Source organism: Sphingobium sp. BHU LFT2 (assembly GCF_018604485.1).
Lineage (GTDB): Bacteria > Pseudomonadota > Alphaproteobacteria > Sphingomonadales > Sphingomonadaceae > Sphingobium > Sphingobium yanoikuyae_A.
In genome coordinates, this window is record NZ_JAFCGW010000006.1 from 249,593 (window position 1) to 273,876 (window position 24,284).

Sequence of the window (24,284 nt, forward strand, 5' to 3'; positions counted from 1 at the left end):
CATGCGTGTAGACCTGTTCGATTTCGATCTGCCGGCGGAGAATATCGCCCTCCGTCCGGCCAGCCCGCGCGATTCGGCGCGCCTTCTGCTCGTGCCTGGTGACGGTGCGATGGAGGATCGCATCGTGCGCGACCTGCCATCGCTGCTGCGCGCGGGCGATGTGCTGGTCTTCAACGACACCCGCGTCATTCCCGCCCAGCTGGAAGGGATGCGGGGCGAGGCACGGATCGGCGCGACCCTGCACAAGCGGCTGGGCCTGCGCCAGTGGCAGGCCTTCCTGCGCAATGCCAAGCGGGTGCGCGATGGCGACCGGATCGATTTCGGTGCGGGCGTGACCGCGATCGCTGGCCCGCGCGACGAGGATGGCGGCGTCACCCTCGATTTCGAGGGCGAGGAACCGGTCGAGATCCTGCTGGAACGGGCCGGGCGCATGCCGCTGCCGCCCTATATCGCCAGCAAGCGCGCCACCGACGAGCGTGACCGCAGCGATTACCAGACCATGTTCGCGCGCGAGGATGGCGCGGTCGCCGCCCCCACCGCCGCGCTGCACTTCACGCCCGACCTCACCGCCGCACTGGCGCAGGCCGGCGTGCTGACCGAAACGCTGACCCTGCATGTCGGCGCGGGCACCTTCCTGCCGGTCAAGGCGGACGATACCGATGACCATCGCATGCATGCCGAATGGGGACGGATCGATCAGGACACGGCCGATCGCCTGAACGCCGCGCGCGCGGTCGGCGGCCGGATCATCGCGGTCGGCACTACCTCGCTGCGCCTGCTGGAAAGCGCGACGGGGGAGGATGGCGTGATCCGCTCCTTCGCCGACGAAACCCGCATCTTCATCACGCCCGGCTACCGTTTCCGCGCGATCGACGGGCTGATGACCAATTTCCACCTGCCCAAATCGACCCTGTTCATGCTGGTAAGCGCCTTGATGGGCACGGAAAAAATGCAATCCGTGTATAAGTACGCAATCGAGGAAGGTTACCGCTTCTACAGCTATGGGGACTCAAGTCTGCTGCTGCCGGAGGGATAAGGCGGAAGGGCCTTTGGTAGGACATGCCATTCCTTCCTTATTTAAAGGATTAGCAGCAGAAGTCCGGCGAGCCCCACGAGCAGACCAATCGGTCCCAACCACCATTGGTTGTTCTGCCAAAGATTCGTAGCGAGTTCCCGTTTGCTCAACGAGCTGACCAGGGTGTCGGATTCAAGCGTTGAAAACGCGATAGGCAATGCTGCTTTCAGGGCATTGGTTTGAGAAATTATACTGCGTTCCGAGACAGTGTCCCATCGTCCTCCGTCCTGCTCAGGAGGAAAATTCACACCATCCCCCCTCAGTATCCGGTCTTTTGATATCGCTTCTCGACGGATAGAGTTGACGAACGAAATGAGCTGCCCAGCGCATTCGTCGAGCGCTTCCATGGCCGTTTCGTGATTGTAACTGCGGATATGATCATCAATCCAAGCGAGCTGCTCATCAACCTCTTTCCTGACTCCCTTAACGATCGTATCCCAATATACCGCGCGGGCTGAGCCGCTAAAGGCGATGCCGCTCAAATGGATGCCTCGGCCGTCGAAGCTTTCGATGGACACAGGGCCATCTTTGCCGATGAAATGCCATTTGAAGAACCATTCGTTGGTAAACCACTGACGACGATCATCTAGGCGCACGCGTAATCTGGAAGCCGTTGGCGTCATGGAAGTCGAGTCCTGATTTGATCTCAACGCAGTCGTTGCAACTGCGCTCTAATTTGAAAGACGCTTGCCTCATCGACAAGATGATTTGGCTCAAATGTTTCGGACAGAGTGCGGAAATCCAGCCATCTTATATGAATAGGCCGCAGCAAACGCCTATTGCGAAGCTGCTCTAATCCCGCCAGAAAAGCGCTGCCTTCCGTGAAAGCCGGAGGGCGGGGCGTAGGAACCCCTTTTTCGATGAACTCGGTCGCCAGGTTTTGGGGGCCGGGTGGCATGCGCGCATGTCCAGCCCGTAAGGGTAAAGGCGCATGCGCCTGCTCATCGATCAGGTTCCTAACATCCGGCTTCGGCCGTCGCTCCGAGAGGTACATAGGGCGACGCGAGGTTGAAGCCGAAAGTCGCTCTCCAGGCGTGAGGGGGCGAGCAGTGAAACAACACCAGCGATAGCGATGCTGCCTGTTCAGCCGTGCCCAGCCGGGTTGCGGTTCATCACCTCAAGCAAATGGAAAATGCGATGAAGAAAGTCATACCGATGGTGTGTCTGGCGCTGCTTGCTGCCTGCACCACGCCTGCCGATGTCTCGCAGCCCTTGGCGGCTGGCGGCGACAAGAATGCAAAGTTCGATATCAAGGACAGCGCAACCGGGTTCACGGTCGATCTGCGCTATTCCCGGTACCAGTTTGTGCCGGAAGCAGACGCCCTGTTGGTAGCTTGCCGATCGATCGCCACGACCCGCGCCCATGAGGAGGCCAAGCGGCGGGGCAAGGAAATCCAGCCGATCAAAGAGCAAACGCTTCGGGTGTCCACCGGCCGGAACATTCTGAGCGGTCGCACCTCCTGCCGTGCCTTCGTCGAAGCCGTCTGGAAGGAGGCATGACATGGAATATGAATACAAGGTCGTCGATGTAGCCGATGGCTCGATCAGTTCGGTCCTGCTGGGTGAAGGCCGGATCGAGACGGCGGTGCTGGAAGCCTATATCAATGCGATGGCAGCGCAGGGCTGGCGTATGATCTTCATGGAGAAGGTCATGCAGAGGCACTTGGTCATCAGCGATCGCGAGACATTGATGGTGACGTTCGAACGTCGAGTACCGGAAGCCGAAAGGGAGGCCCGCGCCGCCCGCTGCATCGATGATGTCATTGCGGCCGAAGATCAGTCCAAGCGGATTGGCCATAAAGCGGCATTGGGGGCTGTCGGTCTGGCGGTCGCGCCTGCGGTGATCGGCACGGTCATCTCAAATCTGGGGAGCGATTGATGGACATCCAGAAACAGGTCGCGGCCCGTCGTGCTCAGTTGGCGCAGCAGGACGAGGATGAAAAGATCGCCCAAGCGCAGGCGGTCGCCCGTGTTGAAGCAGAAAAGACCCGTCAGCAGCAGGAGGCACTTGCCGCAATCGCTGATGATAGCGGGTTGGTGCTCAAGGGCAGCGAACTGGAGCTGTCGGAGCAGCCACTTCCGCGCATCGACGTGGAGGGACTGAAACAATCCAAGGTCGCAGCCCTGCTCAATCGGGAAGCACGCCGCCGTTGGACGCCATGGGAAAATTGGCAGGTGGTCGGATCCATCGTCGGTGGCATCTGCCTGATCCATCTTGGGGGATTTGGCTTCATCCCCTTCCTGTTCGGCCTTTGGCGACGATCAGCGATCAATCGGAAGCATCGCGCTGCCGTCAGGGCAGACTATCCTGCGATCTTCCTCTGACAACAGCATCATCAACACCCACCCCGGCCTAACCCGCCGGGGTTTTTCGTATTTGGAGCAGGCTCATGCACATCATCAACACCTGGGCAGAGTTGGACACTTATCTGAGCGGTCCAATTTCGACCGATCTGAAAGACCTTCTGGCAACGCGCCGTGACCAGTTGCAGGAATATGGCGACCTGTCCGACCTTGGCAGCTTCGCCATCATCCAGCCGGGCGACACCATGGACAGCATCAGCGAGGCAGTCGGCTGGCCAATCCTGATGGGAGGCATCCCGACCTTCGAATGGGTGCAGCAGCACGGCAGCATCTTCGAGATGCCCTTTGTCCTGTCGGATTCAGGGGCGGGGCATGTCCTGTTCGTGCCTGACCAGCAGGGTATCGACCCGACCTTGCTCAAACTGTGTCGCGACAATGCCGATCAGCCAAGCAGCGATCCAGAACAGGGCGCAGGAATGGGCTGAAACAGCACCACCGCCGCACCTCTCGCAGCGGAACCTCTCGAAAACCAACGCAGCGTCCTCCGGGGCGCTTTTTTCATGTCCGAAGGAATCGCATCATGTTGTCCATCACCGATTTGTCTGCCGATCTTCCCCGGCACCTCGAACCAGCCCTGTCTCGCTTGCTGTCCGACCGTATCCAGGATGCTCGCGCTTGTGGCCTTGGCGATATGACCCACATCATCGTCGTGGAACCCGGCGATGGGGAAGGGGACTTCATCAGGGAAGCGGCCTTCTCGCCCTTCCGCAACTCGCTGTCAGAAACCCGCTTCGGGGACCAAGGCTTTGAACCGCCATGGTGCTGGCACGACCGGCTGGAAGAGTGGGGCTGGGAAGCAATCCACACCGTCGGCAATGATGGGTTCGCCTTCATCATCCTCATGCCCGACGCCAAGGGTATCGATCAGGCGCTGCTGGCGATGCTGCAGGAGTTCCCGCCATGCAGTTGATCTACATGCTGCTCATCCTGTGCGTCGCCATGGCTGCGCTGAAGGTGGCGCTCGCGGCATTGGTTGTCATCTTCGGAATCGGACTTCTGTACTCCGCGATCCGTCATCCAGCCGAAACGATCGGCTTCATGCTGCTGATGGTCACGATGTCGCTCGTGGAGAAGCATCCACTTGCCGCCGGGGTTGGACTGATCGCAACGGCGCTCATGGCCATGATCAAGAGATAGGTAATCCGCTTCGGCTGTGGATGAGCATGGATGTCATGGTTTGGGCTGTTTCCCGAAATCGTTTTCCGTCCTCGGTAAGTTCAAAGGTCACATTGTCGCGGAACAGCACCCGGCCAAGCCAGCGTTCGAGCGCATCAATATCGCGGGAAACATTGCTCCGGTGGACACGCAAATGGTTTGCCGCAGCAGTCAGGCTTTGCATCTCGGCGACGGTGAGGAACGACACGAGCCAGCGTGCCGTAAATTGGCGAATCACCTGATCCTGATTTGTTGAAGTCATCACTTTCACCACCTGCTCTCATCGAAGAAAATACATCTTGAGCCGTGCGAAATTTGCACGTTGCATGTCAAGGCTATCTTCGAAAGGGTGGTGCGAAATGCGCGCAAATGGAGCAATGAATTGAAAATAAACGATAAAAATCGTAAAAATGCCATGCGAAACGCGGAGGGCAACCTTCCAAGGACGCACTCCCACCGCCTCGGGAGTGAGCTATTTGAAACGGTCGGGGAGGTGCGTCCCGGCCATGTGAAGAAAGTAATATGGTTACCGTATTGTATGACCTGAGCCAGTTGTTGGTTCAGGGTAAGGCCTTGCTGCGCGACGATGGCAGCATGGTCATCTGGTCCAAAATGGACGCAGCTGTTTCCGTCCTCTTTGCCCTCATCGATGAAGGCGTAAGTGATAGGGGACAACTGCTCCAAATGGCCAGCAGGGTTCCGCAGGTCCATGAGTTGGTTGCACTAAACATGCTGAACCTTCTCTGTGGAGACAACCCGGAACTTCACCTTTGGCGCTATGACGCAGCCAACGGCTACACCCTCTGGTCGCGAGGCTGAGGGTGACAGACCAAAAAGATGCCGTCATCGCTGGACTGCCTGATCGAGCACGATCCACTCGGAATATCCCTCCGACCACGATCGCCAATATCGAGCATATTCTGAAAGCCGAAGGCATTGTGCCCCGGTACAACGTCATCAAGAAGCGCGACGAAATCACCATCCCCGATCACACGGGCACCTCAGATAATCTGAGCAATGTCGCAATGACCAAGGTGGTGAGCCTCGCTTCGCAATATGGGTTGGCGACCACGCTGGTTCCCGCCTTCGTGGAAGCGATTGCAGACCAGAATGCCTACAACCCGGTAGCGGATTGGATCAGCAGCATACCATGGGATGGAGAAGACCGGCTACCGGACTTCTACGCGACCGTCTGGGAAGAGGAAGAGTATCCGACCGACCTCAAGGAAGTGCTGATGCGCAAGTGGCTGCTCAGCGCTGTTGCAGCGGTCATGATGCCCAAGGGCTTCCACTGTCGGGGCGTGCTGACCTTGCAGGGGCCGCAGGGGATCAACAAGACCAGTTGGGTTCGCTCGCTGGTGGATGACCTGGAACTGCGTGAGGCAGTCATCAAGCTCGACCATCACCTGGACGGCGGCAACAAGGACTCAATCCTGGGCGCTGTTACCAACTGGATCGTCGAGATCGGTGAACTGGACAGTTCCTTCCGCAAGGACATCGCCCGGCTGAAGGGGTTTCTGACCTCGGACGCCGATCGTGTTCGCCGACCCTATGCACGCCTGGAATCGGAATATCCGCGCCGCACTGTTTTCGTGGCGACGGTCAACGATGCCAAGTTCCTTGTCGATCCGACCGGCAACTCCCGATGGTGGACGATTGCCGCTCGTGGATTGCGCAAGGATCACGGCATCGACATGCAGCAACTCTACGCCCAGCTCGCCGTCGAACTCAAGGATGGCGGGCAATGGTGGTTGACCAAGGCCGAAGAGGAACAGCTCGAAGCCTGGAACAGCCGCCACAAGGTGGTCACTGCAGTCGCCGAAATGGTGATGGCATGGATCGACATGGATCGCCTCGGGCACAAGTCCAACCGGCAGATGACAGCCACGGAGATGCTCAAGCTTGTTGGCCTGGACAAGCCGAACAACAGCCAGTGCCGGGAATGCGGTTCGCTGTTTCGAGAGCTGCTGGGGCCGCCAAAACGCATCAATGGCCGGGAAAAATGGCGAGTTCCGCTCAAGGACATCGATGCAGAGGCAATGAAGCTGTTGAACAGCAACGTCATCGACGAAGACGAATACTGACCCCTAGGTGGGGGCAGGGGGAGGGAAAATCCCCGGAAATGGCTGAAACAAAATCAGCTGAATAAGGGGAAGGTGGCTCGCGCCGCCGCCCTTGCCCCCACCAACTTCTGCTGCTGCCAGTCCGACGAAGGTCGTGAGGTCGCCCCTTTCGGGGGCGAGGCACAGTTCCGGGCGATTTGGCCAATCCCACAGCGCCGATCGCCCCTTTTCCGGGCCGTCCCCCTCCGCGCCGCCTCTCGCGCGCTGGCGACGCTCGAAATCTCCCCAACTAATTCATCCGAAAGGAAAAGTTTGATGACGCACGTCAAATTGGATCAGACAACCGTCATGACCACCCATTGTCCCTCGGGGCAGAAGTCGGTCCGACTGCACGACACACATATCTCCGGCTTCATCGTCGAAATCTATCCAAGCGGTTCGCGCACTTATTCGCTGCGATATCGAAACGAATATAACAAACAGAAGCAACTCAAGCTCGGTAACGCTGCTGACATCACCTGCGATCAGGCACGAAAGCTTGCCAAGCAGGCGAAGGCCCGCGTTACCATGGGCAAGGATCCAGCCGAAGAGAAGGCTGTTGTCCGCAGGATGGCGACGGTTGCTGAACTGGCGGACCGATACATGGAATATGTCTGCACCTATAAGCGGAGCCACGACATCGACGAGCGTTACCTTCGCAACCATGTGCTGCCCAAGTTCGGCAAGCGGCACCTGAACGAGTTGGGTCAGACGGAAATCATGGACTGGCTCGACATGAAGCGCAGAAAGGAGGGGTACGCGCAGGCCACCGTCAATCGCTGGCAGGTGATCCTGTCGCTCATGTACAAGATGGCGAAGCGCTGGGGCATGCCGGGGGCAGAGATCAATCCGCTCCAGGGTGTGCCGCAAAAGGCGTGCGAGAACCAGATCGAGCGCTTCCTGTCCAAGGAGGATACTCAGCGGCTGCTCGATGCTGTCGATGCCAGCCCCAACACCCAGCTCGGTTCAATCGTTCGATTGCTGCTGCTGACCGGGTGCCGGAAGCGGGAACTGCTGGACGCGAAATGGTCTGAAATCGACCTGGAACGTCGCGTCTGGCGCATCCCTATGGAGCGAGCGAAAACCAGCAAGACCCGGCATGTCCCGCTGTCAGACCAAGCGATCGCTGTCATTCACTCCCTGCGCTATCGGGATCAGTCCGAATGGTTGGTGCCGAACCCGGAAACGATGAAGCCCTATGGCTCCATTCATCACGCCTGGGACAAGGCCAGGAAGGCGGCGGGACTGCCCGACCTTCGGATACATGATTGCCGCCACAGCTTTGCCTCATGGCTGGTCGAGGCAGGCTACTCCATCTTCATCGTTTCCAAGGCGCTGGGGCATGCCTCCAGCCGCACCACGGAGCGATACGCCCATGTCGCCGACGAAACCCTTCGCGGGGCTTCTAATGCGGCAGCGAACCTGATCGGCCAAAGTCTCGGGCCGACCATGGCAATCAGCTAAAACCTTCGCCCCCGGCTGCTCATTCGCGGAAATTCCGTGTCTGGGTGGCCGGGGGCATTTTTATTATTTTTTCGGCCGGAAAGGGTGGGGAGCGGACTGTCAGCTTTCCAGCCGTCGGATGGATCAAGCGGACGCCTACATGTGGAACTGTCGCATCTGCAGTTCGCTCGCTCAAGATCGATCCACATGATGCCGCTGACGCGCCAGGGGCAGGCAGGGACGCTTCCGGGGTTTTCACTGATACCGCACGCGCGCTGATTGTCACATCCATCATGTCCGCGAAAACTGATGGAGGCCCTGTCAATGGCAAAGCAACCCAACATCCTTTTCATCATGGGTGACGATATCGGCTGGTTTAACGCCAGTTGTTACAATAGCGGTATGATGGGCTACAAGACGCCGAATATCGATCGCATTGCCCAGGAGGGTGCGCGCTTTACCGACTGGTATGCCCAGCAAAGCTGCACCGCGGGCCGCGCCGCGTTCCTGACCGGCCAATCGCCGATCCGCACCGGCCTGACCAAGGTCGGCCTGCCGGGGGCCGATCAGGGTCTGGGACCGGATGATCCCTGCATCGCCCAGGTGCTCAAGGCGCAGGGCTATGCGACGGGGCAGTTCGGCAAGAACCATCTCGGCGACCGCGACGAGCATCTGCCGACCATGCACGGCTTCGACGAATTTTTCGGCAACCTCTATCATCTGAATGCCGAGGAGGAGCCGGAGAATGAGGATTACCCCAAGGATCCGAAATTTCGCGAGAAATATGGCCCGCGCGGCGTACTGCGGTGCAAGGCCGATGGCAAGGGCGGCCAGACGATCGAAAATACCGGCCCGATGAGCAAGAAGCGGATGGAGACGATGGACGAGGAGTTCCTCGCTGACGCCAAGGACTTCATCAAGCGCAACCATGACGCAGGCGGCCCCTGGTTCTGCTATTTCAACTCCACCCGGATGCACATCTTCACCCACCTCAAGGACGCCTCGAAAGGCAAGACCGGCCTTGGCATCTATCCCGATGGGATGGTCGAGCATGACGGGCATGTCGGCGAATTGCTCGACCTGGTCGACGAGCTTGGCGTGACCAAGGATACCATCGTCGTCTACACCACGGACAATGGTGCCGAATGCTTCACCTGGCCCGACGGCGGCACCACGCCCTTCAAGGGCGAGAAGGCGACCAACTGGGAAGGCGGCTTCCGCGTACCCTGCGTCATCCGCTGGCCCGGCGTGATCGAGCCCGGCCAGGTGATCAACGACATCTGCGCGCATGAAGACTTTCTGCCGACGCTGGCCGCCGCGGCGGGCGACAGCGATGTGGTCGAGCGGGTGAAGAAGGGCGGGAAGATCGGCGACACCAAGTTCAAGGTTCATCTGGACGGTTACAATCTGATGCCGTTCTTCAAGGGCGACGAGACGGAAGCGCCGCGCAAGGGCTTCGCCTATTGGAGCGACGACGGCGACCTGATGGCGATCCGCGTCAACCAGTGGAAGGTCAACTTCCTGGCCCAGAATGCCGAGATCAGTCCGCGCACGCCCGTCGGCGTCTGGCAAGGCCAGTTCACCGCGCTACGCGCGCCGATGATGATCAATCTGCGATCAGACCCGTTCGAACGCGGCCCCGAAAGCATCTATTATGGTGATTTCATCGCGCACCGCATGTTCTTGATGGTGCCCGCGCAAGCGATCGTTGCCCACCTGCTGGAAAGCTTCAAGAAGTTTCCTCCGCGCGCCAAGGCGGCGAGCTGGACGGTCAGTGACGCCATGGACAAGATCGGAACGGCGAGCCCGAACCAGAACTGACCGGCAACATAGGGTAGCGCCAGTTGCATCATGGCGAGGGGCAAGTGGATGGCACACGCGCCTCTCGTCAGGTGTATCAGCCGGAACGGGTCATCAGCCTGGGGAGGGGAATGAGGTGCTGATAGGACGCCCGGCCCTTTTCATTCCCATCACAGCCGGTCTTGCGCATGGAAACTCCAGACGCGGACCGACTGCACCCTGGAATTGAGAAGCGGCGGCTGAACGGCCACAGTTGGTCGATGGGCGACCGGCAGCATTCCCTCTCGGTGGGGCGTCGATGGGGCAACTTTCAATGCCCTCTTCCTACCAAAGCATTTTCACGTGGAAACGCGTCCATATCGAACGTTGGCTTAGCGTGGGAATTGCGTGGGGCAATGCGAAAACGCGAGGCCTAAACTGAGCTTAACCTATGAAAATTATTGGATAAATTCCGTATCGCCGTTGCCCTGTTCATGCTGGTAAGTGCCTTGATGGGCCGCGATCGGATGCAGCAGGTCTACGCCCATGCGATCGCCACCGGCTATCGCTTCTACAGCTATGGGGACTCTTCGCTGCTGCTGCCGTGACGGCGATCGGTCATTGATCCGCTCGTTTGACGCAGGCGATGCTGCCGACAATGTCGGTGCGGGTGCCGCGGTTGCAGTGCCAGGACGGGTCATCCTGCAATGTCGGCGGATGGTCCTTGGCGGCCGAACGATAATGGGCATTATATAGCCAGATCAGCGCGGGGCGGCCGTTTATGGCATGGGCGCGCAATATTGCGTTCGGATCGGCCCTGCGGTCCACGACCAGCGGTTCCACTGGCAGGTCCATTCCGGCCCGTGTCAGGAAATAGCCGCCGATGGCCGCAAGCGATGCGCGATCCATGATCTTTGCCGAGGGGGAATCCCATAGGAACAGGACACGGTCGGGCCGTTCCGCGCGGATGAAGTCGCTGCCCTGTTCATAGCCGTAGATCGTTCGGTCGCCCAGTTCGGTTCGCATCAGCGCGGGGTTGAGGACCGGCGCCATGAAGGCGAAAGCCATGCCCAGTGCGGCATGATCGGGGCGCGGCGTGCGCTGGATCAACAGGGTCAGGCCCAGCATCGCGCTTGGCACCAGTGGCACCAGATAACGGTCGGTCAGGGACGGCTGGAACAGGCTGACCAGGATCGCAATGGCAAAGCCGATCACCGCCGTCAGTGCCGTCAGCGGCAACGGGTCGCTGCCGCTCGATAGGATATCGGATTGCTGGCGCCGCATATGGATCGTCGCGACGATGACAAGCGCGATGACCGCGAACAGGGCGACGATATTCTGCGCGCCCAGGACGAAGGCGAGGTTGAGCATCGCTCGGGACAGGCTGGTGGGATCATACCAGGCGACATCGTCGCGCGCATAGTCTGCCAGCCGGGGCAGATGATAGGCGAACCAGCCAAGGCCCGGTGTCGCCACGATCATCGCCGGCCACATCCGCGCCAGGTTCAGGCGATGTCGGTACAGCAGCACCAGTATCTGGCCCAGGATCAGGACGGCGGCATAATAATGGGTGAGGAACATCAGTGTTCCAAGCCCGACCCATAGCATCGCCCAGCGTAGCGTCAATCGCTCAAGCAGATGCGCGACGGTCAGGCAGGATGCGGTCGACAGCAGCATCATCAGGCCATAGCCGCGTGCGTCCACCATGATGCCCAGATTGGGCGGCCACAGAAAGAGGAGGGCGGCCCATGTCCAGGCGCCGGTGCGACCGAGCGTGCGCGGGCGCCAGAGCAGCGGCAACAGGGCGGCGGCGAGGACGAACAGGATGGAGGGGAGGCGCAGCATCAGATTGCTGTCGCCGAACAGCGTCACCCAGCCTGTCAGCAGCAGATAATAGAGTGGCGGATTGCAATCGAGCCAGGCCTCGCGCCAGAAGGACGACCAGTCCGGTCGCGTCGCGATCATCCCGCTCCAGGTTTCATCGAGCCACAATGGGGTCGTGTTCGCCAAGCTTAAGCGCATGCCGACCAGATAGAGGGCGCCAAGGAGGAAGAAACTGCCGGTCAGCAGGATGATCGGTGTCGCGGGCAACCGGCGCGCGGCGGAAGTTTCGGGCAAGATCGGATCCTCGGATGAATTGCGAGGACAGTGATTTGCCATGGTTAATATATGGATAAGTGAAGGCGGGCTTCGTGGTCGGGGGTGGTGTCGCGGCCAGCGAGGATGGTGTGATCCGCCCTTTCGCCGAGGAAAGCCGCACCTTGGTCGCGTGGCGCTATCGGTTCTACAGCTATGGGGATTCCTCGCTGCTGCTGCCGCAAGGTTGAACCTGGTGGCTAGAAGGCCTCCGCAATCCCGACATAGACGGCATGATCGTCCTTTCCCGCCGCAAGGTCGACGCGCAACTGCACGTCATTGCTGCGGAAAGGACGATAGCGCAGGCCTATGCCGCCGGCCGGCAGCAGCTTGCCCTTGACGATGATCGTGCCGACCGATGGCGCGATGCCGCCCAGCCCGACAAAGGCGGTCGCGCCCCAACGGCCGCTGACATGCTGGCGCCATTCGGCCTGCGTCGCCCAACTGGCCTTATCGCGATAGCGACCGGTGACATAGCCGCGCAGATCGTTGTTCGCGCCGAACAGGCACAGATCATAATAAGGGGCGTTGCCCCCGGCGGCACATAGCGCGCCCCGCAGTGCGATCACCGTGCCGGCGCCGATCGGCAGATAGCTGTTGGCGGCCATCTGCAACTTGTCATGGCTATAGCTGTCGCCCAGGGCGCGCAGGCCGAACAGCCAGTTGGCGCTCAACATCACGCCCCGATGCGGTTGGGTCGCGCTGTCGCGCGTATCATAGGCAAAGCTCGGGCCGATCGCGGACAGATTGCTGTTCATGGCGTCGAGCGGCGGCGCCGGCAAGGATTCGGCCTCCGCCTCTTTCAGCCGCGCGTCGGTGGTGCGCAGGCGGTAGCGGATGCCGGCATAGCCGCGCGGGAAGACGCGCATCAACGCCTGCAGGTCGATGTTGAACTGCTTGCTGTCGATTTCGCGATGGACGCCGTCATCGCCCGCAGCCGCGCCGATCCCATAATAGTCGTTGCGATCGTCGATATAGGAGAGGCTGGCGCTGAAGCGCAGCCGATCCTTGTCGAACGACATGGAATGAAAGGCGCCGACGCCCCTGGTCCCGCGGGAGGTGTAGATGATGCCGCCGGCACTGATCCACTGCTGGGGCGCGGCATTGGGATTGTAGAAGGCGATGGCACCTGCGGCGAGGCCGGTGCCGGTTGCCGGATTGGACAGCGGCACGGGCGCGAAGAGGATTTGAGGCTTGCGGGTGGTGGAGGGCGCCGTGCTGCCTTCAGCGGGCAGGGCGCGTGACAGGCTGTTCGCATCGGTCTCGCTCTGGGCCGTCGCCATGCCCGCTGACAGGCTGGGGACGGACGCAAGCACCACGCATCCGAGGCGATAGCGCCGGATCATACCGGGGCCTGTGGGAGAGGCGGGCGGATGGCCATGCTCTATCCATCCCTCATCTCCGGCAGAGGAGCCATCGGGACAAACACTGAAGCATGGCCGGCGATCTTGCGCAGCTTCAAGGCAAAGCCGTCGAATTGCGCCGTGACGGTCGGGGGAATGCGAGCGGACGGATGCAGGGCAGGGCATGCGCAAGCGACTGAAATGGCAATGCCCCCACATGTCGATCGCTTTGCGCTCTCGCCTGACTATCGTCATGGAAAGCCGGCGTCGACCGGTCACCACTAGGGATAATCCCTGAGCCATGCCGGTGTTTCGCCCGATGGTTCCCGGCCCCTGAAACGGCACATGCTGCCCCCGATAGACTGAGGGGGTCATATGGCCAATCTGGCGGAATTTCTGGACAAGCTGCCCATCCTGCTGGTCGGGTTTCTGATGCTGGCGACCATGACGCTGACGGCGACGGCCGGCTATGTCCTGCGGCAGCGGGTGCGGCGGCTGTTGACGCACAAGGGCGCGACCGAAGAAAATGGGGCGGAAGGCTATATCGTCTCCGCCGTGATCGGCCTGGTTGCGCTGCTGCTGGGCTTCACTTTCGCGCTGGCGGTCGGCCGGTTCGAAACGCGCCGGGCGCTGGTGCTGCAGGAAGCCAATGCCATCGGCACCAGCTATTTGCGGGTCCAGGGCCTGCCCGAACCGCATCGCACGCGGATGTCGCAGATATTGGTCAACTACACCAATAATCGCGTCGAACTCGGCACGGCCAGCCCCGACAAAATGGCGCCCTTGATCGTCGCCAGCGATCGGCTGCTGGTCGAGCTATGGGCCGGCACGCTGGCGGCGACTGACACGATCGGCAATTCCGCGCTGGCCTCCTCGCTCCATTCGACCGTCAACGAAGTGATCGACATGGACAGCGCGCGCAAGGCGGCGCGCAAGGTGCGGGTACCGGGCGAGGTGTTCCTGGCGCTATGGGTCTATATCGCGGTGACTGCGGGGATGCTGGGCTATGCCCGGTCGGAAACGCAGGGACGGATGCTGGCGGGCATATTGTTCCTGCTCTTCACCATGTCCTACATGCTGATCATCGACATCGACCGGCCGGCGGGCGGCAATATCGTCGAAAGCCAGGGGCCGATGATCGAACTACGCGAGACGCTGAAACAGCAACCGCCCGGCACCTTCGACATTTGGCGCAAGCCGGTCGTGGCACCAGCGACCTAAGCGCGACCGAATGCCATCGCCAATGCGCGCAGCATCGGCGGTGGCGTCTCGCGCAGATGAATGGCGCGCGGGCCATGGAGCAGGCCGATCGTCCGCCGCTCGCCAAAGTCGCGCAGCGCCGCGCGCGCCATGCCGGGCCATTGATAGCCCAGCGGCATCACCGTGACGCCCAGGCCGGCCGCCACCATCTGCATCACCCGCTCGTCATTGGTCGATCGATAGGCGAAATGCGGGCGGATGCCGCGATCGACGAAATAGCGGCTGGTCGCCGACAGCGCCTCGCAATGACGGCGCACGATCATCGTTTCGCCCGCCAGTTCCTCCGCCGCGATCGTCTCGCGCCCGGCGAGGCGATGGCCGGCAGGCAGGGCCAGGCCATAGCCTTCCTCGGCCAATATCTGCGCCGCATAACGCTCTTCCGCGCCCGGCCGCACCAGGGTCAGCGCCACGTCGATCCGCTCGGCATCCAGGCGCCCGAGCAATTCGCGCTCCGACCCCGGAATATACTCCACCCGGCCACGCGCCTCGGCCGGGCAGGCGGCGACCGCCGCCGCCACCGGCGCGCCGGCGATGCTGGTCAGCAGGCCGATGCGCAGCGTCTGTATTTCGGCCGTCTGTGCGCCGGCCTGTTCGGCCAGATTGAACTCGCGCTCGATCCGCCGGGCGTGGCTGAGCAGCCGGCTGCCGGCCTCGGTTAGTTCGACCCGCTGGTTGCTGCGCAGAAACAAGGGCGCGCCGACCGCCTGTTCCAGCTTGGCGATGCCGACCGACAAGGTCGGTTGCGACACCAGGCAATGCGCCGCCGCACGGGAGAAATTGCCCTGGTCCACGACCGCCAGGAAATAGCGCAGCAGATAGCGTTCGATCATAGATGGAAACTATACACTCCTGCCCGTGGTTTCAATTTTTCCCTTGCCGCGTTCAGGACTAGGGTGCGGCGCAGGAGAGATGCCAATGACCGACTTCGATTTCGCCCTGGGCGAGCATGCGGACATGATCCGCGAAAGCACCGCCCGTTTTGCCGCCGATCATATCGCCCCGCTGGCGGCTGAGATCGACGCCAAGGACTGGTTCCCCCGCGACCTGTGGCCCGCCATGGGCGCGCTTGGCCTGCACGGCATCACCGTGGACGAGGCGGATGGCGGCCTGGGCCTGGGCTATCTGGAGCATGTGGTGGCGCAGGAGGAAGTGGCGCGGGCCTCGGCCTCCATAGGTCTCAGCTATGGCGCGCACTCAAACCTCTGCGTCAACCAGATCCGCCGCTGGGGCAATGACGCGCAGAAGGCGCGCTATCTGCCCAAGCTGATTTCCGGCGAGCATGTCGGCAGCCTTGCCATGTCGGAGGCCGGCGCCGGGTCCGATGTCGTGTCGATGAAGCTGAAGGCCGAGAAGAAGGGTGATCGCTACGTCCTCAACGGCACCAAATTCTGGATCACCAACGCGACCGAGGCGGACACGCTGGTCGTCTATGCCAAGACCGGTGAGGGCTCCAAGGGCATCACCACCTTCCTGATCGAGAAGGGCTTTGCCGGCTTCTCGATCGGCCAGAAGATCGACAAGGTCGGCATGCGCGGCAGCCCGACCGCCGAACTGGTGTTCGACGATTGCGAAGTGCCCGAAGAGAATATCATGGGGCCGCTGAATGGCGGCGCGGGTGTGCTCATGTCGGGCCTCGACTATGAACGCACCGTGCTTGCCGGCATCCAGCTCGGCATCATGCAGGCCTGTCTCGACACGGTGCTGCCCTATGTTCGCGAGCGCAGGCAGTTCGGCAAGCCGATCGGTGCCTTCCAGTTAATGCAGGCCAAGGTCGCCGACATGTATGTCGCGCTCAACAGTGCGCGCGCCTATGTCTATGCCGTGGCGCGCGCCTGTGACGCGGGAAAGACCACGCGCTTCGATGCGGCCGGCGCCATCCTGCTGGCCAGCGAAAATGCGATGAAGGTCGCGCTGGAGGCGGTGCAGGCGCTGGGCGGTGCGGGCTACACGAAGGACTGGCCGGTCGAACGCTATATGCGCGACGCCAAGCTGCTCGATATTGGTGCCGGCACCAACGAGATCCGCCGGATGCTGATCGGCCGGGAATTAATTGGGGCGTGATTCAGCTCCGCCCCACGAACAGGAAGCCGACCGCCGCCATGATGCAGGCAAAGGCTGCCGCGTGGCGCCAGTGGAGCGGTTCGCCCAGCACCGTAACCATGAAGATGCCGAAGATCACGAGGGCGATGGCTTCCTGCGCGATCTTGAGTTGTCCGGCGGACCAGCCATGGGCAAAGCCGATGCGGTTGGCGGGCACCGCCAGGCAATATTCGACGAAGGCGATCGCCCAGCTGATCAGGATGACCAGCATCAGCGGTTTGTTCATGCCGCCCTTGAGGTGCCAGTACCAGGCGGTGGTCATGAACAGGTTGGAGAGGATGAGGAGAATGATGGTGGGCATATCTGCTCTGTGGCACGCGGACGCCGGGAAGGCGAGGGCATGAGCGCACCGGTTCTGGACAGCAAGCTGTCGCCCGACGGCGAAGGCTTCCGCGCCAATGCCACGCATAATCGCGCGCTGGCGGAAGAATTGCGCACCAAGGTTGCCGACGCGGCGCTGGGTGGATCGCCGGCCGCGCGTGACAAGCACACCGGGCGCGGCAAGTTGTTGCCGCGCGATCGGGTCGAACGGCTGCTCGATCCCGGTTCGCCCTTCCTTGAGATTGGCCAGCTCGCCGCCAATGGCCAATATGGCGATGAGGTGCCGGGCGCTGGCATGATCGCCGGCATCGGCCGGGTGTCGGGGCGACAGGTGATGATCGCCTGCAACGATGCGACGGTAAAGGGCGGCACTTACTATCCGGTCACGGTGAAGAAGCATTTGCGCGCGCAGGAAATCGCGCTCGAAAACCGGCTGCCATGCGTTTATCTGGTCGACAGCGGCGGCGCCAACCTGCCCAACCAGGCGGAGGTCTTTCCCGACCGCGACCATTTCGGCCGCATCTTCTACAATCAGGCGAACCTGTCGGCGCGCGGCATTCCGCAGATCGCCTGCGTCATGGGCAGTTGCACCGCCGGCGGCGCCTATGTCCCGGCGATGTCGGACGAGACGGTGATCGTCCGCAACCAGGGCACCATCTTCCTCGCCGGCCCCCCGCTGGTGCAGGCGGCGACGGGCGAGGTCATCAGTGCCGAGGATCTGGGCGGTGGCGACCTGCATGGCCGCAAGTCCGGCGTGGTCGATCATGTCGCGGACAATGACGAGCATGCTCTGTCGATCGTGCGCGACATCGTCTCGACCCTGCAGCCCGATCGCCAGAGCGACCTCAACCTGCGCGACCCGCGCCCGCCCAGGTTCGACCCGGCCGATCTCTATGGCATCATCCCCCAGGATGTGCGCGCGCCCTATGATGTGCGCGAAGTGATCGCGCGGATCGTCGACGGCAGCGAATTTCACGAGTTCAAGCCGCTATACGGCACCACATTGGTCTGCGGATTCGCCCATATCTGGGGCATGCCGGTGGCGATCCTAGCGAACAACGGCGTGCTGTTCAGCGAAAGCGCGCAGAAGGGCGCCCATTTCATCGAACTGGCCTGCCAGCGGCGCATTCCGCTGCTGTTCCTCCAGAATATCTCGGGATTCATGGTCGGCGGCAAATATGAGGCGGAGGGGATCGCCAAACATGGCGCGAAGCTGGTGACGGCGGTGGCCACGGCGCAGGTGCCCAAGATCACCGTGCTGATCGGCGGCAGCTTCGGCGCGGGCAATTACGGGATGTGTGGCCGCGCCTATCAGCCGCGCTTCCTCTTCACCTGGCCCAATGCCCGCATCAGCGTGATGGGCGGCGAACAGGCGGCGAGCGTGCTGGCGACCGTCCACCGCGACGCCGCCAGATGGACGCCGGAAGAGGCGGAGGCCTTCAAGGCGCCGGTGCGCCAGAAATATGAGGATGAAGGCAATCCCTATTTCGCGACCTCGCGCCTGTGGGACGATGGCGTGATCGACCCGGCCCAGACACGGGATGTGCTGGGGTTGGCCTTCGCCGCCGCCTTGAACGCGCCGGTGGAGGAACGCGCCCAGTTCGGCGTGTTCCGGATGTGATCGGGGTGGAGGCGATGCTGCCCCTCTCATTCCTCCCTGATCTTGTCTCGGGGAGGGGGACCGCCATTAGGCCCCATCGTCATGCTGAACTTGTTTCAGCATCCATCGGGGGCAAGGCTGGAAGCCCGATGGAGGGTGCAAGGTCGGCCCAATGCGGATTGTCGCTCTCGATCAGGTTGATCTTCCATTGCCGGTGCCAGCGCTTGAGCTGCTTCTCGCGGAGGATAGCGGTTTCCATGCTGCCGAACATCTCGAATCGGACGAGGCGATGGACGGCGTGGCGCTTGGTGAAACCGGCGATGCTATCGGTGCGATGCTGATAGAGCCGGCCGACAAGATCGGAGGTCACGCCGATATAGAGCGTGCCATAGGGCTTGCTGCTCAAAATATAGACGCATGGCTGTCTTTCCATCGCAATGCCCAGCCTGCGGCGAAATGGATGCTGAAACAAGTTCAGCATGACGAATTGGGAGACTGTGGTGCTTGAATCCCTCCTCATCGCCAATCGGGGCGAGATTGCCTGTCGCATCATCCGCACCGCGCGGCGGCTGGGTATCCGCACGATCGCGGTCTATTCCGATGCCGACGCCGATGCGCTGCATGTGCGCGAGGCGGACGAGGCGGTGCATATCGGCCCGTCCCCGGTGCGCGAATCCTATCTGGTCGGCGAGCGCATCATCGCGACAGCGAAAGCGACAGGGGCACAGGCGATCCATCCTGGCTATGGCTTCCTGTCGGAAAATGCCGAATTTGCGCAGGCGGTGATCGATGCCGGCCTGATCTGGGTCGGCCCCAACCCGTCCTCCATCACCGCCATGGGCCTGAAGGACGCGGCCAAGACACTGATGCAGGATGCCGGCGTGCCGACCACGCCGGGCTATCTGGGCGAAGACCAGTCGCCCGAACGGCTGGCGGCGGAGGCCGACGCGATCGGCTATCCGGTCCTCATCAAGGCGGTCGCCGGCGGCGGCGGCAAGGGCATGCGCAAGGTGGACGCCGCAGCTGACTTCGCTGACGCCTTGCTGTCCTGCCGGCGCGAGGCGGCGTCCAGCTTCGGCAATGACCAGGTGCTGCTGGAAAAATGGATCACCAACCCGCGCCATATCGAGGTGCAGGTGTTCGGCGACAAACATGGTCATGTCGTCCATCTGTTCGAGCGCGACTGCTCGCTCCAGCGCCGCCACCAGAAGGTGATAGAGGAAGCGCCTGCGCCGGGCATGGATGAAGCGACCCGCGCGGCCGTGTGCCAGGCGGCGGTCAATGCGGCGAAGGCGGTCGACTATGTCGGCGCCGGCACGATCGAGTTCATCGCCGACGGATCGGACGGGCTACGCGCCGACCGCATCTGGTTCATGGAAATGAACACCCGGCTCCAGGTCGAACATCCCGTGACCGAGGAGATTACCGGCCAGGATCTGGTCGAATGGCAGTTGCGCGTCGCATCGGGCGAGCCGTTGCCGCGGACGCAGGAGCAACTGTCGATCAATGGCTGGGCGATGGAAGCGCGCCTCTATGCCGAGGATCCGGCCAAGGGCTTCCTGCCCTCGATCGGCACGCTCGACAGGTTCGAACTGGGCGGCGGTGCGCGCATCGATACCGGCGTCGAGGAAGGGGCGGCAATTTCGCCCTATTATGATCCGATGATCGCCAAGGTCATCGCCCATGGCGACACGCGCGACGCGGCACGGCTGCGGCTGGCGGCGTCGCTTGATGATACGGTGATCTGGCCGCTGCGCACCAATGCGGGCTTTCTGGTCAAGGCGCTGGAGAATGCGGATTTCGCGGCGGCCCGGCTCGACACCGGCCTGATCGCGCGGGAGGGCGACGCGCTGTTGCCGCCGGCCGATCCGTCCGACGCGGCACTGGCTGACGCGGCAGCGGCGCTGACGCCGGGCGGGGCGCTGGCCGGCTTCCGCCTCAATGCGCCGGTCCGGGCGGAAGCGAATTTCCTGTTGAACGGCCATCCCCATGCGGTGCGCTATGATCCGCGCCTGGGCGACGCCCGGCCGCTGGAGGATGTGCTGATTGCCGAGGGCGGGCAGGTCTGGGAAATGACGCCCTGGCGCGTTGCCGGTGGTGCCGGTGGTGCGGCGTCGGACGGTGCGATCCTGTCGCCCATGCCCGGCCGCATCATTGCCGTGGCGGTGACGGCCGGGCAGACGGTGACCAAGGGCCAGAAGCTGCTGACGCTCGAAGCGATGAAGATGGAGCATAGCCTGGTCGCGCCGTTCGATGGCGTGGTCGCAGACCTGAACGCGGCCGAGGGCGGGCAGGTGAGCGAGGGCGTGCTGCTGGCCCGGATCGATCATGGCGAGGATTGAGCCGATCCGGCTTCATGGAATGATAATTGCACTATTGTGCATATTTATATAGAGGGCGAACTATGGCGGGCAGGCATTTTGACGAATGGCAGGTGGGCGACCGGATCGCGCATGAATTGCGCCGCACGGTGACCGAGACCGACAATCTGCTGTTCACGACCATGACCCATAATCCCCAGCCGCTGCATCTGGATGCCGAGGCGGCGAAGGCGTCGGAATTTGGCCAGATCCTGGTCAACGGCACCTTCAGCTTCGCGCTGATGATCGGGCTGTCGGTGGGGGATACCACCATGGGCACGCTGGTCGCGAACCTGGGCTATGACAAGCTGGTCATGCCCAAGCCGGTGTTCATCGGCGACACGCTGCGCTGCGAGACCGAGGTCACAGAGCTCAAGGACAGCCGCTCGCGCCCCGAGGCCGGCATCGTCACCTTTACCCATCGCCTGCTCAACCAGCGGGACGAGATTGTCTGCCAGTGCCTGCGCATGGCGTTGCTCAAGAAGAGGTCTGCATGAAACTCCGCTCGCTGCTCTTTGTACCGGGCGATCGTCCCGAACGGTTCGACAAGGCGGCGGCGAGCGGCGCAGATGCGATCATCCTCGACCTGGAGGATTCGGTCGCGCCCGAGCGCAAGGGCTATGCCCGCGATGCGATCGCCGGCTGGCTGGCGGGCGCGCGCAATTGCACCGCCTTCGTCCGGGTCAATCCGCTGGAGGGCGGGCAGACCGCCGACGATCTGGCCATCATCCTGTCGGCGGCGCCCGATGGCATCATGCTGCCCAAGGCGGAAGGGGCGGCCAGCATCCTGGCGCTGGAGGAACTGGCCGGGCGGCGGCGCCTGCCGCCGATCCTGCCCATCGCCACGGAAACGCCCGCCGCCCTGTTCGAGCTTGGTAGCTATCGCAGCGTTCGTGATCGGCTGGCCGGCCTCACCTGGGGCGCGGAGGATCTGCCCGCCTCGATCGGCGCCACCAGCGCGCGCGAAGCCGATGGCCGCTATACCGCGCCGATCGAGATGGCGCGCAGCCTGACCCTGTTCGCGGCCCACGCCGCCGGCGTCGCGGCGATCGACACGGTCTTCCCCCGGATCGACGCGATGGACGATCTGGCCGCCTATGTCGGCCGGGCGCGGCGCGACGGCTTTACCGGCATGATGGCGATCCACCCGGTTCAGGTGGCGGCGATCAATGCCGGCTTTACTCCGACCCAGGCGGAGGTCGATCATGCCCGCGCGGTGGTCGATGCCTTTGCCGCCAATCCGGGTGCCGGGGTGTTGAAGCTGGATGGCAAGATGATCGATCGCCCGCATCTGGTGCAGGCTCAGCGCGTGCTGGCCGCCATATGAAAAAGGCCCGGCATCGCGGCCGGGCCTCTCATTTCACCGTCGCGATTTAGCGGTAACGGCTCTTTTCATAATTGGTCGACGACCCGGCGCCATAGGTGCCGCGGGTGTCGTCGCGATCGCCGAACAGCGCCTGCTGTTCGCGCTCGATGCGCCAGGCGTGCTGCGCTTCGTCCGCGCTCTTCTCCAGCGTCACCTTGGTCGCATCGACCGACTTGATCCACGAGGACGGGATGGAGTGGTGGACACCGCCGGCATCGCTGTCGCTTTTGGTCAGGATGATGCGGTCGCCGCGCAGCTTGTCGACGGTGCCGACATGCTCGCCATCGCTGCCGACCACTTCCATATGCTCGCGCACCTGCGTCACCGCCTGACGCTGTTCACCGCGACGGGTGCGCCATGTGCCGAATTCGCTGTTGAAGCGATCGCGATGTTCGCGCTGATATTCGGCATAGTCGCGGTCCAATTCGTCGATCCGCTGCTGGCGCCAGCTATAATAGTTGCTGTCATGATGCGCGCCATAGTCCTGCTGCGGGCCGAAGGCGCGGTTGCGATAGCCATGGCCCTCGCTGCCATAGCCGCTGCGCTCCCCGGTATAGGGGGCAAAGCCACGGCTGGGCAGATAGTCGCTGCGCGCGGCCGAGGCATAGCCAAGCCGGCTCGACTGGTCGCGCGGGTCGCCATAGGGGCGATTATAATATTCGTCATATTCGCGGCGGCGTTCCGCCTCGTCATCGCCGAACCAGCTGCGAATCTCGTCGCCCGCCCGGTCGAAGAAGCCGCGCTCGTCGGGATCATAGCCCTGGGGGTAGGGGCGGGCACCCGGCCCGCTGAACTGGCCGCGCATGCCGTATCGATAGGCGCGCTCGTCGCGCGACGCCCTGTACCGATCATTATAACGGTCGTTGCCGCGATCCCAGTCGGTCGAATAGCGATCATCGCCGCCATAGCGGCGTCCGCCTTGATAACCCATGGTCCGTCTCCTTGTGCTTGTCGGAGGATCGCGCCCTCCGGTGGTGCGTGCGTATTGCACCGACAGGCCATCAATGGGTGGGGCGGCCCATCGTTCCGGGCGTTACGGGCGGGTAACGTCGCGCCTTTCAACCGCCCTGTCGAAGGCGGAAAGGGCCGATTTCCGGGGCTCTTGATCGAGATCAGGAAAGGCGGCGATTTTTTGCGCAAAAGACCGTTGCAAGGCGAAAATCCCTCGCCTATAGGCAGCCCACCTTTGGGGCCTTAGCTCAGCTGGGAGAGCGCGTCGTTCGCAATGACGAGGTCAGGGGTTCGATCCCCCTAGGCTCCACCATTTCCCTTCGAAATGAATAACCTGTGCCGTGTGGCATTGGCGGCGCGGACCGGACGCCACTGGCCGGCGCACCCCATGATCATCGGATAGCTTAGCAAGATCGCGATCCTGCACCGGCGGATCAGGGCAGCCTTTCTCCCATCGACGCTTCGAGTACCGCATACCATTCGGCGCGGGTCCATTCGACCTTGAAGGCATCGATGCTGCGGGCAATGCGGGCAGCGGACTGGCTGCCGACAATGGGAATCGGGCGCGCGGGATGCGCCATGATCCAGGACAGGGCGGCGGCGGTGATATCGACGCCATAGCGCTCGCCCTGATCTGCAAGCATCACAGCGGCCGGGTGCAGCGCCTTGGCGAGGCGACCACCACCCAGCGGCGACCAAGCCAGAACCGCCATGTCGCGCGCCATCGCCTGATCGAGCGTGCCGTCATGGAGCGACGCCGTGCGCAGCGCGGAAAATTCAGGCTGGGTGCTGACGATCGGCAGGTCGAGAAAGCTCTGGAGCGCGTTGAGTTCATGAATCGCATAGTTGGACACGCCGATCGCGCGCACCTTGCCGGCTTCGACCATGCGGGTCAGGCTGGCGGCGACTTCCTGCGGATGGGTCAGGAA

Annotated in this window: 27 protein-coding genes, 1 tRNA gene and 1 pseudogene; 20 read left to right on the forward strand and 9 right to left on the reverse strand. The window is 62.4% G+C overall.

Annotation, left to right across the window (positions count from 1 at the left end):
* The first annotated feature begins 1 nt into the window (after nt 1).
* On the forward strand, nt 2–1,036 hold the full coding sequence (queA, locus tag JQK15_RS14290; RefSeq protein WP_214866156.1) for a tRNA preQ1(34) S-adenosylmethionine ribosyltransferase-isomerase QueA: 1,035 nt from the start codon (nt 2–4) through the stop codon (nt 1,034–1,036).
* Nucleotides 1,037–1,077: 41 nt separating this feature from the next.
* On the opposite strand, the gene JQK15_RS14295 is transcribed toward queA, so the two are convergent.
* Nucleotides 1,078–1,698 (reverse strand): hypothetical protein, encoded by a 621-nt coding sequence (locus tag JQK15_RS14295; RefSeq protein ID WP_214866157.1) that lies wholly within the window; start codon nt 1,696–1,698, stop codon nt 1,078–1,080.
* Nucleotides 1,699–2,212: 514 nt separating this feature from the next.
* On the opposite strand from JQK15_RS14295, the gene JQK15_RS14300 reads away from it, so the two are divergent.
* From JQK15_RS14300 to JQK15_RS14325, 6 genes are all read left to right on the forward strand, one after another.
* Nucleotides 2,213–2,575 carry a hypothetical protein gene (locus tag JQK15_RS14300; RefSeq protein WP_214866158.1) on the forward strand — a complete coding sequence of 121 codons (363 nt, stop codon included), beginning with the start codon at nt 2,213–2,215 and terminating at the stop codon, nt 2,573–2,575.
* A 1-nt stretch (nt 2,576) separates the two neighbouring features.
* The gene (locus JQK15_RS14305; RefSeq protein WP_214866159.1) at nt 2,577–2,954 is read left to right on the forward strand and encodes a DUF4177 domain-containing protein; all 378 of its coding nucleotides are present in this window, start codon (nt 2,577–2,579) and stop codon (nt 2,952–2,954) included.
* Entirely contained in the window at nt 2,954–3,400 is a 447-nt protein-coding gene (locus tag JQK15_RS14310) for a hypothetical protein (protein ID WP_214866160.1), read from the forward strand. Before JQK15_RS14305 ends, JQK15_RS14310 begins: the two co-directional genes overlap by 1 nt.
* Nucleotides 3,401–3,465: 65 nt before the next feature.
* Nucleotides 3,466–3,864, forward strand: a complete 399-nt coding sequence (locus JQK15_RS14315; protein WP_214866161.1) for a hypothetical protein — start codon at nt 3,466–3,468, stop codon at nt 3,862–3,864.
* A gap of 95 nt (nt 3,865–3,959) precedes the next feature.
* Complete coding sequence (locus tag JQK15_RS14320; protein WP_214866162.1) at nt 3,960–4,349, forward strand: hypothetical protein; 390 nt, start codon at nt 3,960–3,962, stop codon at nt 4,347–4,349.
* Nucleotides 4,340–4,576 (forward strand): hypothetical protein, encoded by a 237-nt coding sequence (locus tag JQK15_RS14325; protein ID WP_214866163.1) that lies wholly within the window; start codon nt 4,340–4,342, stop codon nt 4,574–4,576. The genes JQK15_RS14320 and JQK15_RS14325 overlap by 10 nt, the downstream gene beginning before the upstream one ends.
* On the opposite strand, the gene JQK15_RS14330 is transcribed toward JQK15_RS14325, so the two are convergent.
* Entirely contained in the window at nt 4,566–4,856 is a 291-nt protein-coding gene (locus JQK15_RS14330; protein ID WP_251007761.1) for a LysR family transcriptional regulator, read from the reverse strand. The genes JQK15_RS14325 and JQK15_RS14330 overlap by 11 nt on opposite strands.
* 260 nt (nt 4,857–5,116) lie before the next feature.
* On the opposite strand from JQK15_RS14330, the gene JQK15_RS14335 reads away from it, so the two are divergent.
* The 5 genes and pseudogenes from JQK15_RS14335 to JQK15_RS14355 form a co-directional block, all read left to right on the forward strand.
* The gene (locus JQK15_RS14335) at nt 5,117–5,413 is read left to right on the forward strand and encodes a hypothetical protein (RefSeq protein ID WP_214866165.1); all 297 of its coding nucleotides are present in this window, start codon (nt 5,117–5,119) and stop codon (nt 5,411–5,413) included.
* 2 nt (nt 5,414–5,415) lie between these two features.
* The gene (locus tag JQK15_RS14340) at nt 5,416–6,678 is read left to right on the forward strand and encodes a VapE domain-containing protein (protein WP_214866166.1); all 1,263 of its coding nucleotides are present in this window, start codon (nt 5,416–5,418) and stop codon (nt 6,676–6,678) included.
* A 294-nt stretch (nt 6,679–6,972) separates the two neighbouring features.
* The gene (locus JQK15_RS14345) at nt 6,973–8,160 is read left to right on the forward strand and encodes a tyrosine-type recombinase/integrase (protein ID WP_214866167.1); all 1,188 of its coding nucleotides are present in this window, start codon (nt 6,973–6,975) and stop codon (nt 8,158–8,160) included.
* Between the two features lie 303 nt (nt 8,161–8,463).
* Nucleotides 8,464–9,960, forward strand: a complete 1,497-nt coding sequence (locus JQK15_RS14350) for an arylsulfatase (RefSeq protein WP_214866168.1) — start codon at nt 8,464–8,466, stop codon at nt 9,958–9,960.
* 446 nt (nt 9,961–10,406) lie between these two features.
* Nucleotides 10,407–10,526, forward strand: a pseudogene (locus JQK15_RS14355) (S-adenosylmethionine:tRNA ribosyltransferase-isomerase); the annotation flags it as partial.
* A 10-nt stretch (nt 10,527–10,536) separates the two neighbouring features.
* Here JQK15_RS14355 and JQK15_RS14360 read toward each other — a convergent pair.
* Entirely contained in the window at nt 10,537–12,036 is a 1,500-nt protein-coding gene (locus tag JQK15_RS14360; protein ID WP_214866169.1) for a glycosyltransferase family protein, read from the reverse strand.
* 74 nt (nt 12,037–12,110) lie between these two features.
* Here JQK15_RS14360 and JQK15_RS27300 point away from each other — a divergent pair, with 74 nt between their 5' ends.
* Nucleotides 12,111–12,245, forward strand: a complete 135-nt coding sequence (locus JQK15_RS27300) for a hypothetical protein (protein WP_285236565.1) — start codon at nt 12,111–12,113, stop codon at nt 12,243–12,245.
* A gap of 9 nt (nt 12,246–12,254) precedes the next feature.
* Here JQK15_RS27300 and JQK15_RS14365 read toward each other — a convergent pair whose 3' ends face one another.
* A complete protein-coding gene (locus JQK15_RS14365; protein ID WP_353047201.1) occupies nt 12,255–13,370 on the reverse strand; it encodes a BamA/TamA family outer membrane protein in 1,116 nt (371 codons plus the stop codon).
* Nucleotides 13,371–13,772: 402 nt separating this feature from the next.
* Between JQK15_RS14365 and JQK15_RS14370 the strand changes: the two genes are divergently transcribed.
* Nucleotides 13,773–14,618, forward strand: a complete 846-nt coding sequence (locus JQK15_RS14370; RefSeq protein WP_214866171.1) for a bestrophin-like domain — start codon at nt 13,773–13,775, stop codon at nt 14,616–14,618.
* Here JQK15_RS14370 and JQK15_RS14375 read toward each other — a convergent pair.
* Nucleotides 14,615–15,487 carry a LysR family transcriptional regulator gene (locus JQK15_RS14375; RefSeq protein ID WP_214866172.1) on the reverse strand — a complete coding sequence of 291 codons (873 nt, stop codon included), beginning with the start codon at nt 15,485–15,487 and terminating at the stop codon, nt 14,615–14,617. The two genes, JQK15_RS14370 and JQK15_RS14375, sit on opposite strands and share 4 nt — an antisense overlap.
* Before the next feature lie 85 nt (nt 15,488–15,572).
* Here JQK15_RS14375 and JQK15_RS14380 point away from each other — a divergent pair, with 85 nt between their 5' ends.
* Nucleotides 15,573–16,718, forward strand: coding sequence for an isovaleryl-CoA dehydrogenase (locus tag JQK15_RS14380; protein WP_161731274.1), 1,146 nt, complete (start codon nt 15,573–15,575; stop codon nt 16,716–16,718).
* Nucleotide 16,719: 1 nt separating this feature from the next.
* Here the strand turns inward: JQK15_RS14380 and JQK15_RS14385 are convergent, their stop codons facing one another.
* On the reverse strand, nt 16,720–17,058 hold the full coding sequence (locus JQK15_RS14385) for a DMT family protein (RefSeq protein WP_004211232.1): 339 nt from the start codon (nt 17,056–17,058) through the stop codon (nt 16,720–16,722).
* A gap of 39 nt (nt 17,059–17,097) precedes the next feature.
* On the opposite strand from JQK15_RS14385, the gene JQK15_RS14390 reads away from it, so the two are divergent.
* A complete protein-coding gene (locus tag JQK15_RS14390; protein ID WP_214866173.1) occupies nt 17,098–18,699 on the forward strand; it encodes a carboxyl transferase domain-containing protein in 1,602 nt (533 codons plus the stop codon).
* A 79-nt stretch (nt 18,700–18,778) separates the two neighbouring features.
* Here JQK15_RS14390 and JQK15_RS14395 read toward each other — a convergent pair whose 3' ends face one another.
* A complete protein-coding gene (locus JQK15_RS14395; RefSeq protein WP_214866174.1) occupies nt 18,779–19,111 on the reverse strand; it encodes a GIY-YIG nuclease family protein in 333 nt (110 codons plus the stop codon).
* A gap of 67 nt (nt 19,112–19,178) precedes the next feature.
* On the opposite strand from JQK15_RS14395, the gene JQK15_RS14400 reads away from it, so the two are divergent.
* The 3 genes from JQK15_RS14400 (at nt 19,179) to JQK15_RS14410 (ending at nt 22,365) form a co-directional block, all read left to right on the forward strand.
* Nucleotides 19,179–21,020 carry an acetyl/propionyl/methylcrotonyl-CoA carboxylase subunit alpha gene (locus tag JQK15_RS14400; protein WP_353047202.1) on the forward strand — a complete coding sequence of 614 codons (1,842 nt, stop codon included), beginning with the start codon at nt 19,179–19,181 and terminating at the stop codon, nt 21,018–21,020.
* 62 nt (nt 21,021–21,082) lie between these two features.
* Nucleotides 21,083–21,535, forward strand: coding sequence for a MaoC family dehydratase (locus JQK15_RS14405; protein ID WP_214866176.1), 453 nt, complete (start codon nt 21,083–21,085; stop codon nt 21,533–21,535).
* Nucleotides 21,532–22,365 carry an HpcH/HpaI aldolase/citrate lyase family protein gene (locus JQK15_RS14410; protein WP_214866177.1) on the forward strand — a complete coding sequence of 278 codons (834 nt, stop codon included), beginning with the start codon at nt 21,532–21,534 and terminating at the stop codon, nt 22,363–22,365. Before JQK15_RS14405 ends, JQK15_RS14410 begins: the two co-directional genes overlap by 4 nt.
* A gap of 46 nt (nt 22,366–22,411) precedes the next feature.
* Here JQK15_RS14410 and JQK15_RS14415 read toward each other — a convergent pair whose 3' ends face one another.
* Complete coding sequence (locus JQK15_RS14415) at nt 22,412–23,335, reverse strand: DUF2171 domain-containing protein (protein WP_214866178.1); 924 nt, start codon at nt 23,333–23,335, stop codon at nt 22,412–22,414.
* A 257-nt stretch (nt 23,336–23,592) separates the two neighbouring features.
* On the opposite strand from JQK15_RS14415, the gene JQK15_RS14420 reads away from it, so the two are divergent.
* Nucleotides 23,593–23,668, forward strand: a tRNA-Ala gene (locus JQK15_RS14420).
* A gap of 121 nt (nt 23,669–23,789) precedes the next feature.
* Here JQK15_RS14420 and JQK15_RS14425 read toward each other — a convergent pair.
* Nucleotides 23,790–24,284: aldo/keto reductase (locus JQK15_RS14425; protein WP_214866179.1), on the reverse strand; the 495-nt coding region annotated here is incomplete at its 5' end.

Coding starts and splice junctions, on each gene's coding strand:
- JQK15_RS14385 (WP_004211232.1), bottom strand. CDS start 17,058: ATGCCCACCATCATTCTCCTCATCCTCTCCAACCTGTTCATGACCACC.
- JQK15_RS14325 (WP_214866163.1), top strand. CDS start 4,340: ATGCAGTTGATCTACATGCTGCTCATCCTGTGCGTCGCCATGGCTGCG.
- JQK15_RS14320 (WP_214866162.1), top strand. CDS start 3,960: ATGTTGTCCATCACCGATTTGTCTGCCGATCTTCCCCGGCACCTCGAA.
- JQK15_RS14300 (WP_214866158.1), top strand. CDS start 2,213: ATGAAGAAAGTCATACCGATGGTGTGTCTGGCGCTGCTTGCTGCCTGC.
- JQK15_RS14345 (WP_214866167.1), top strand. CDS start 6,973: ATGACGCACGTCAAATTGGATCAGACAACCGTCATGACCACCCATTGT.
- JQK15_RS14380 (WP_161731274.1), top strand. CDS start 15,573: ATGACCGACTTCGATTTCGCCCTGGGCGAGCATGCGGACATGATCCGC.
- JQK15_RS14395 (WP_214866174.1), bottom strand. CDS start 19,111: ATGGAAAGACAGCCATGCGTCTATATTTTGAGCAGCAAGCCCTATGGC.
- JQK15_RS14350 (WP_214866168.1), top strand. CDS start 8,464: ATGGCAAAGCAACCCAACATCCTTTTCATCATGGGTGACGATATCGGC.
- JQK15_RS14375 (WP_214866172.1), bottom strand. CDS start 15,487: ATGATCGAACGCTATCTGCTGCGCTATTTCCTGGCGGTCGTGGACCAG.
- JQK15_RS14330 (WP_251007761.1), bottom strand. CDS start 4,856: ATGACTTCAACAAATCAGGATCAGGTGATTCGCCAATTTACGGCACGC.
- JQK15_RS14415 (WP_214866178.1), bottom strand. CDS start 23,335: ATGGGTTATCAAGGCGGACGCCGCTATGGCGGCGATGATCGCTATTCG.
- queA (WP_214866156.1), top strand. CDS start 2: ATGCGTGTAGACCTGTTCGATTTCGATCTGCCGGCGGAGAATATCGCC.
- JQK15_RS14390 (WP_214866173.1), top strand. CDS start 17,098: ATGAGCGCACCGGTTCTGGACAGCAAGCTGTCGCCCGACGGCGAAGGC.
- JQK15_RS14370 (WP_214866171.1), top strand. CDS start 13,773: ATGGCCAATCTGGCGGAATTTCTGGACAAGCTGCCCATCCTGCTGGTC.
- JQK15_RS14310 (WP_214866160.1), top strand. CDS start 2,954: ATGGACATCCAGAAACAGGTCGCGGCCCGTCGTGCTCAGTTGGCGCAG.
- JQK15_RS14405 (WP_214866176.1), top strand. CDS start 21,083: ATGGCGGGCAGGCATTTTGACGAATGGCAGGTGGGCGACCGGATCGCG.
- JQK15_RS14295 (WP_214866157.1), bottom strand. CDS start 1,698: ATGACGCCAACGGCTTCCAGATTACGCGTGCGCCTAGATGATCGTCGT.
- JQK15_RS14315 (WP_214866161.1), top strand. CDS start 3,466: ATGCACATCATCAACACCTGGGCAGAGTTGGACACTTATCTGAGCGGT.
- JQK15_RS14305 (WP_214866159.1), top strand. CDS start 2,577: ATGGAATATGAATACAAGGTCGTCGATGTAGCCGATGGCTCGATCAGT.
- JQK15_RS14410 (WP_214866177.1), top strand. CDS start 21,532: ATGAAACTCCGCTCGCTGCTCTTTGTACCGGGCGATCGTCCCGAACGG.
- JQK15_RS14335 (WP_214866165.1), top strand. CDS start 5,117: ATGGTTACCGTATTGTATGACCTGAGCCAGTTGTTGGTTCAGGGTAAG.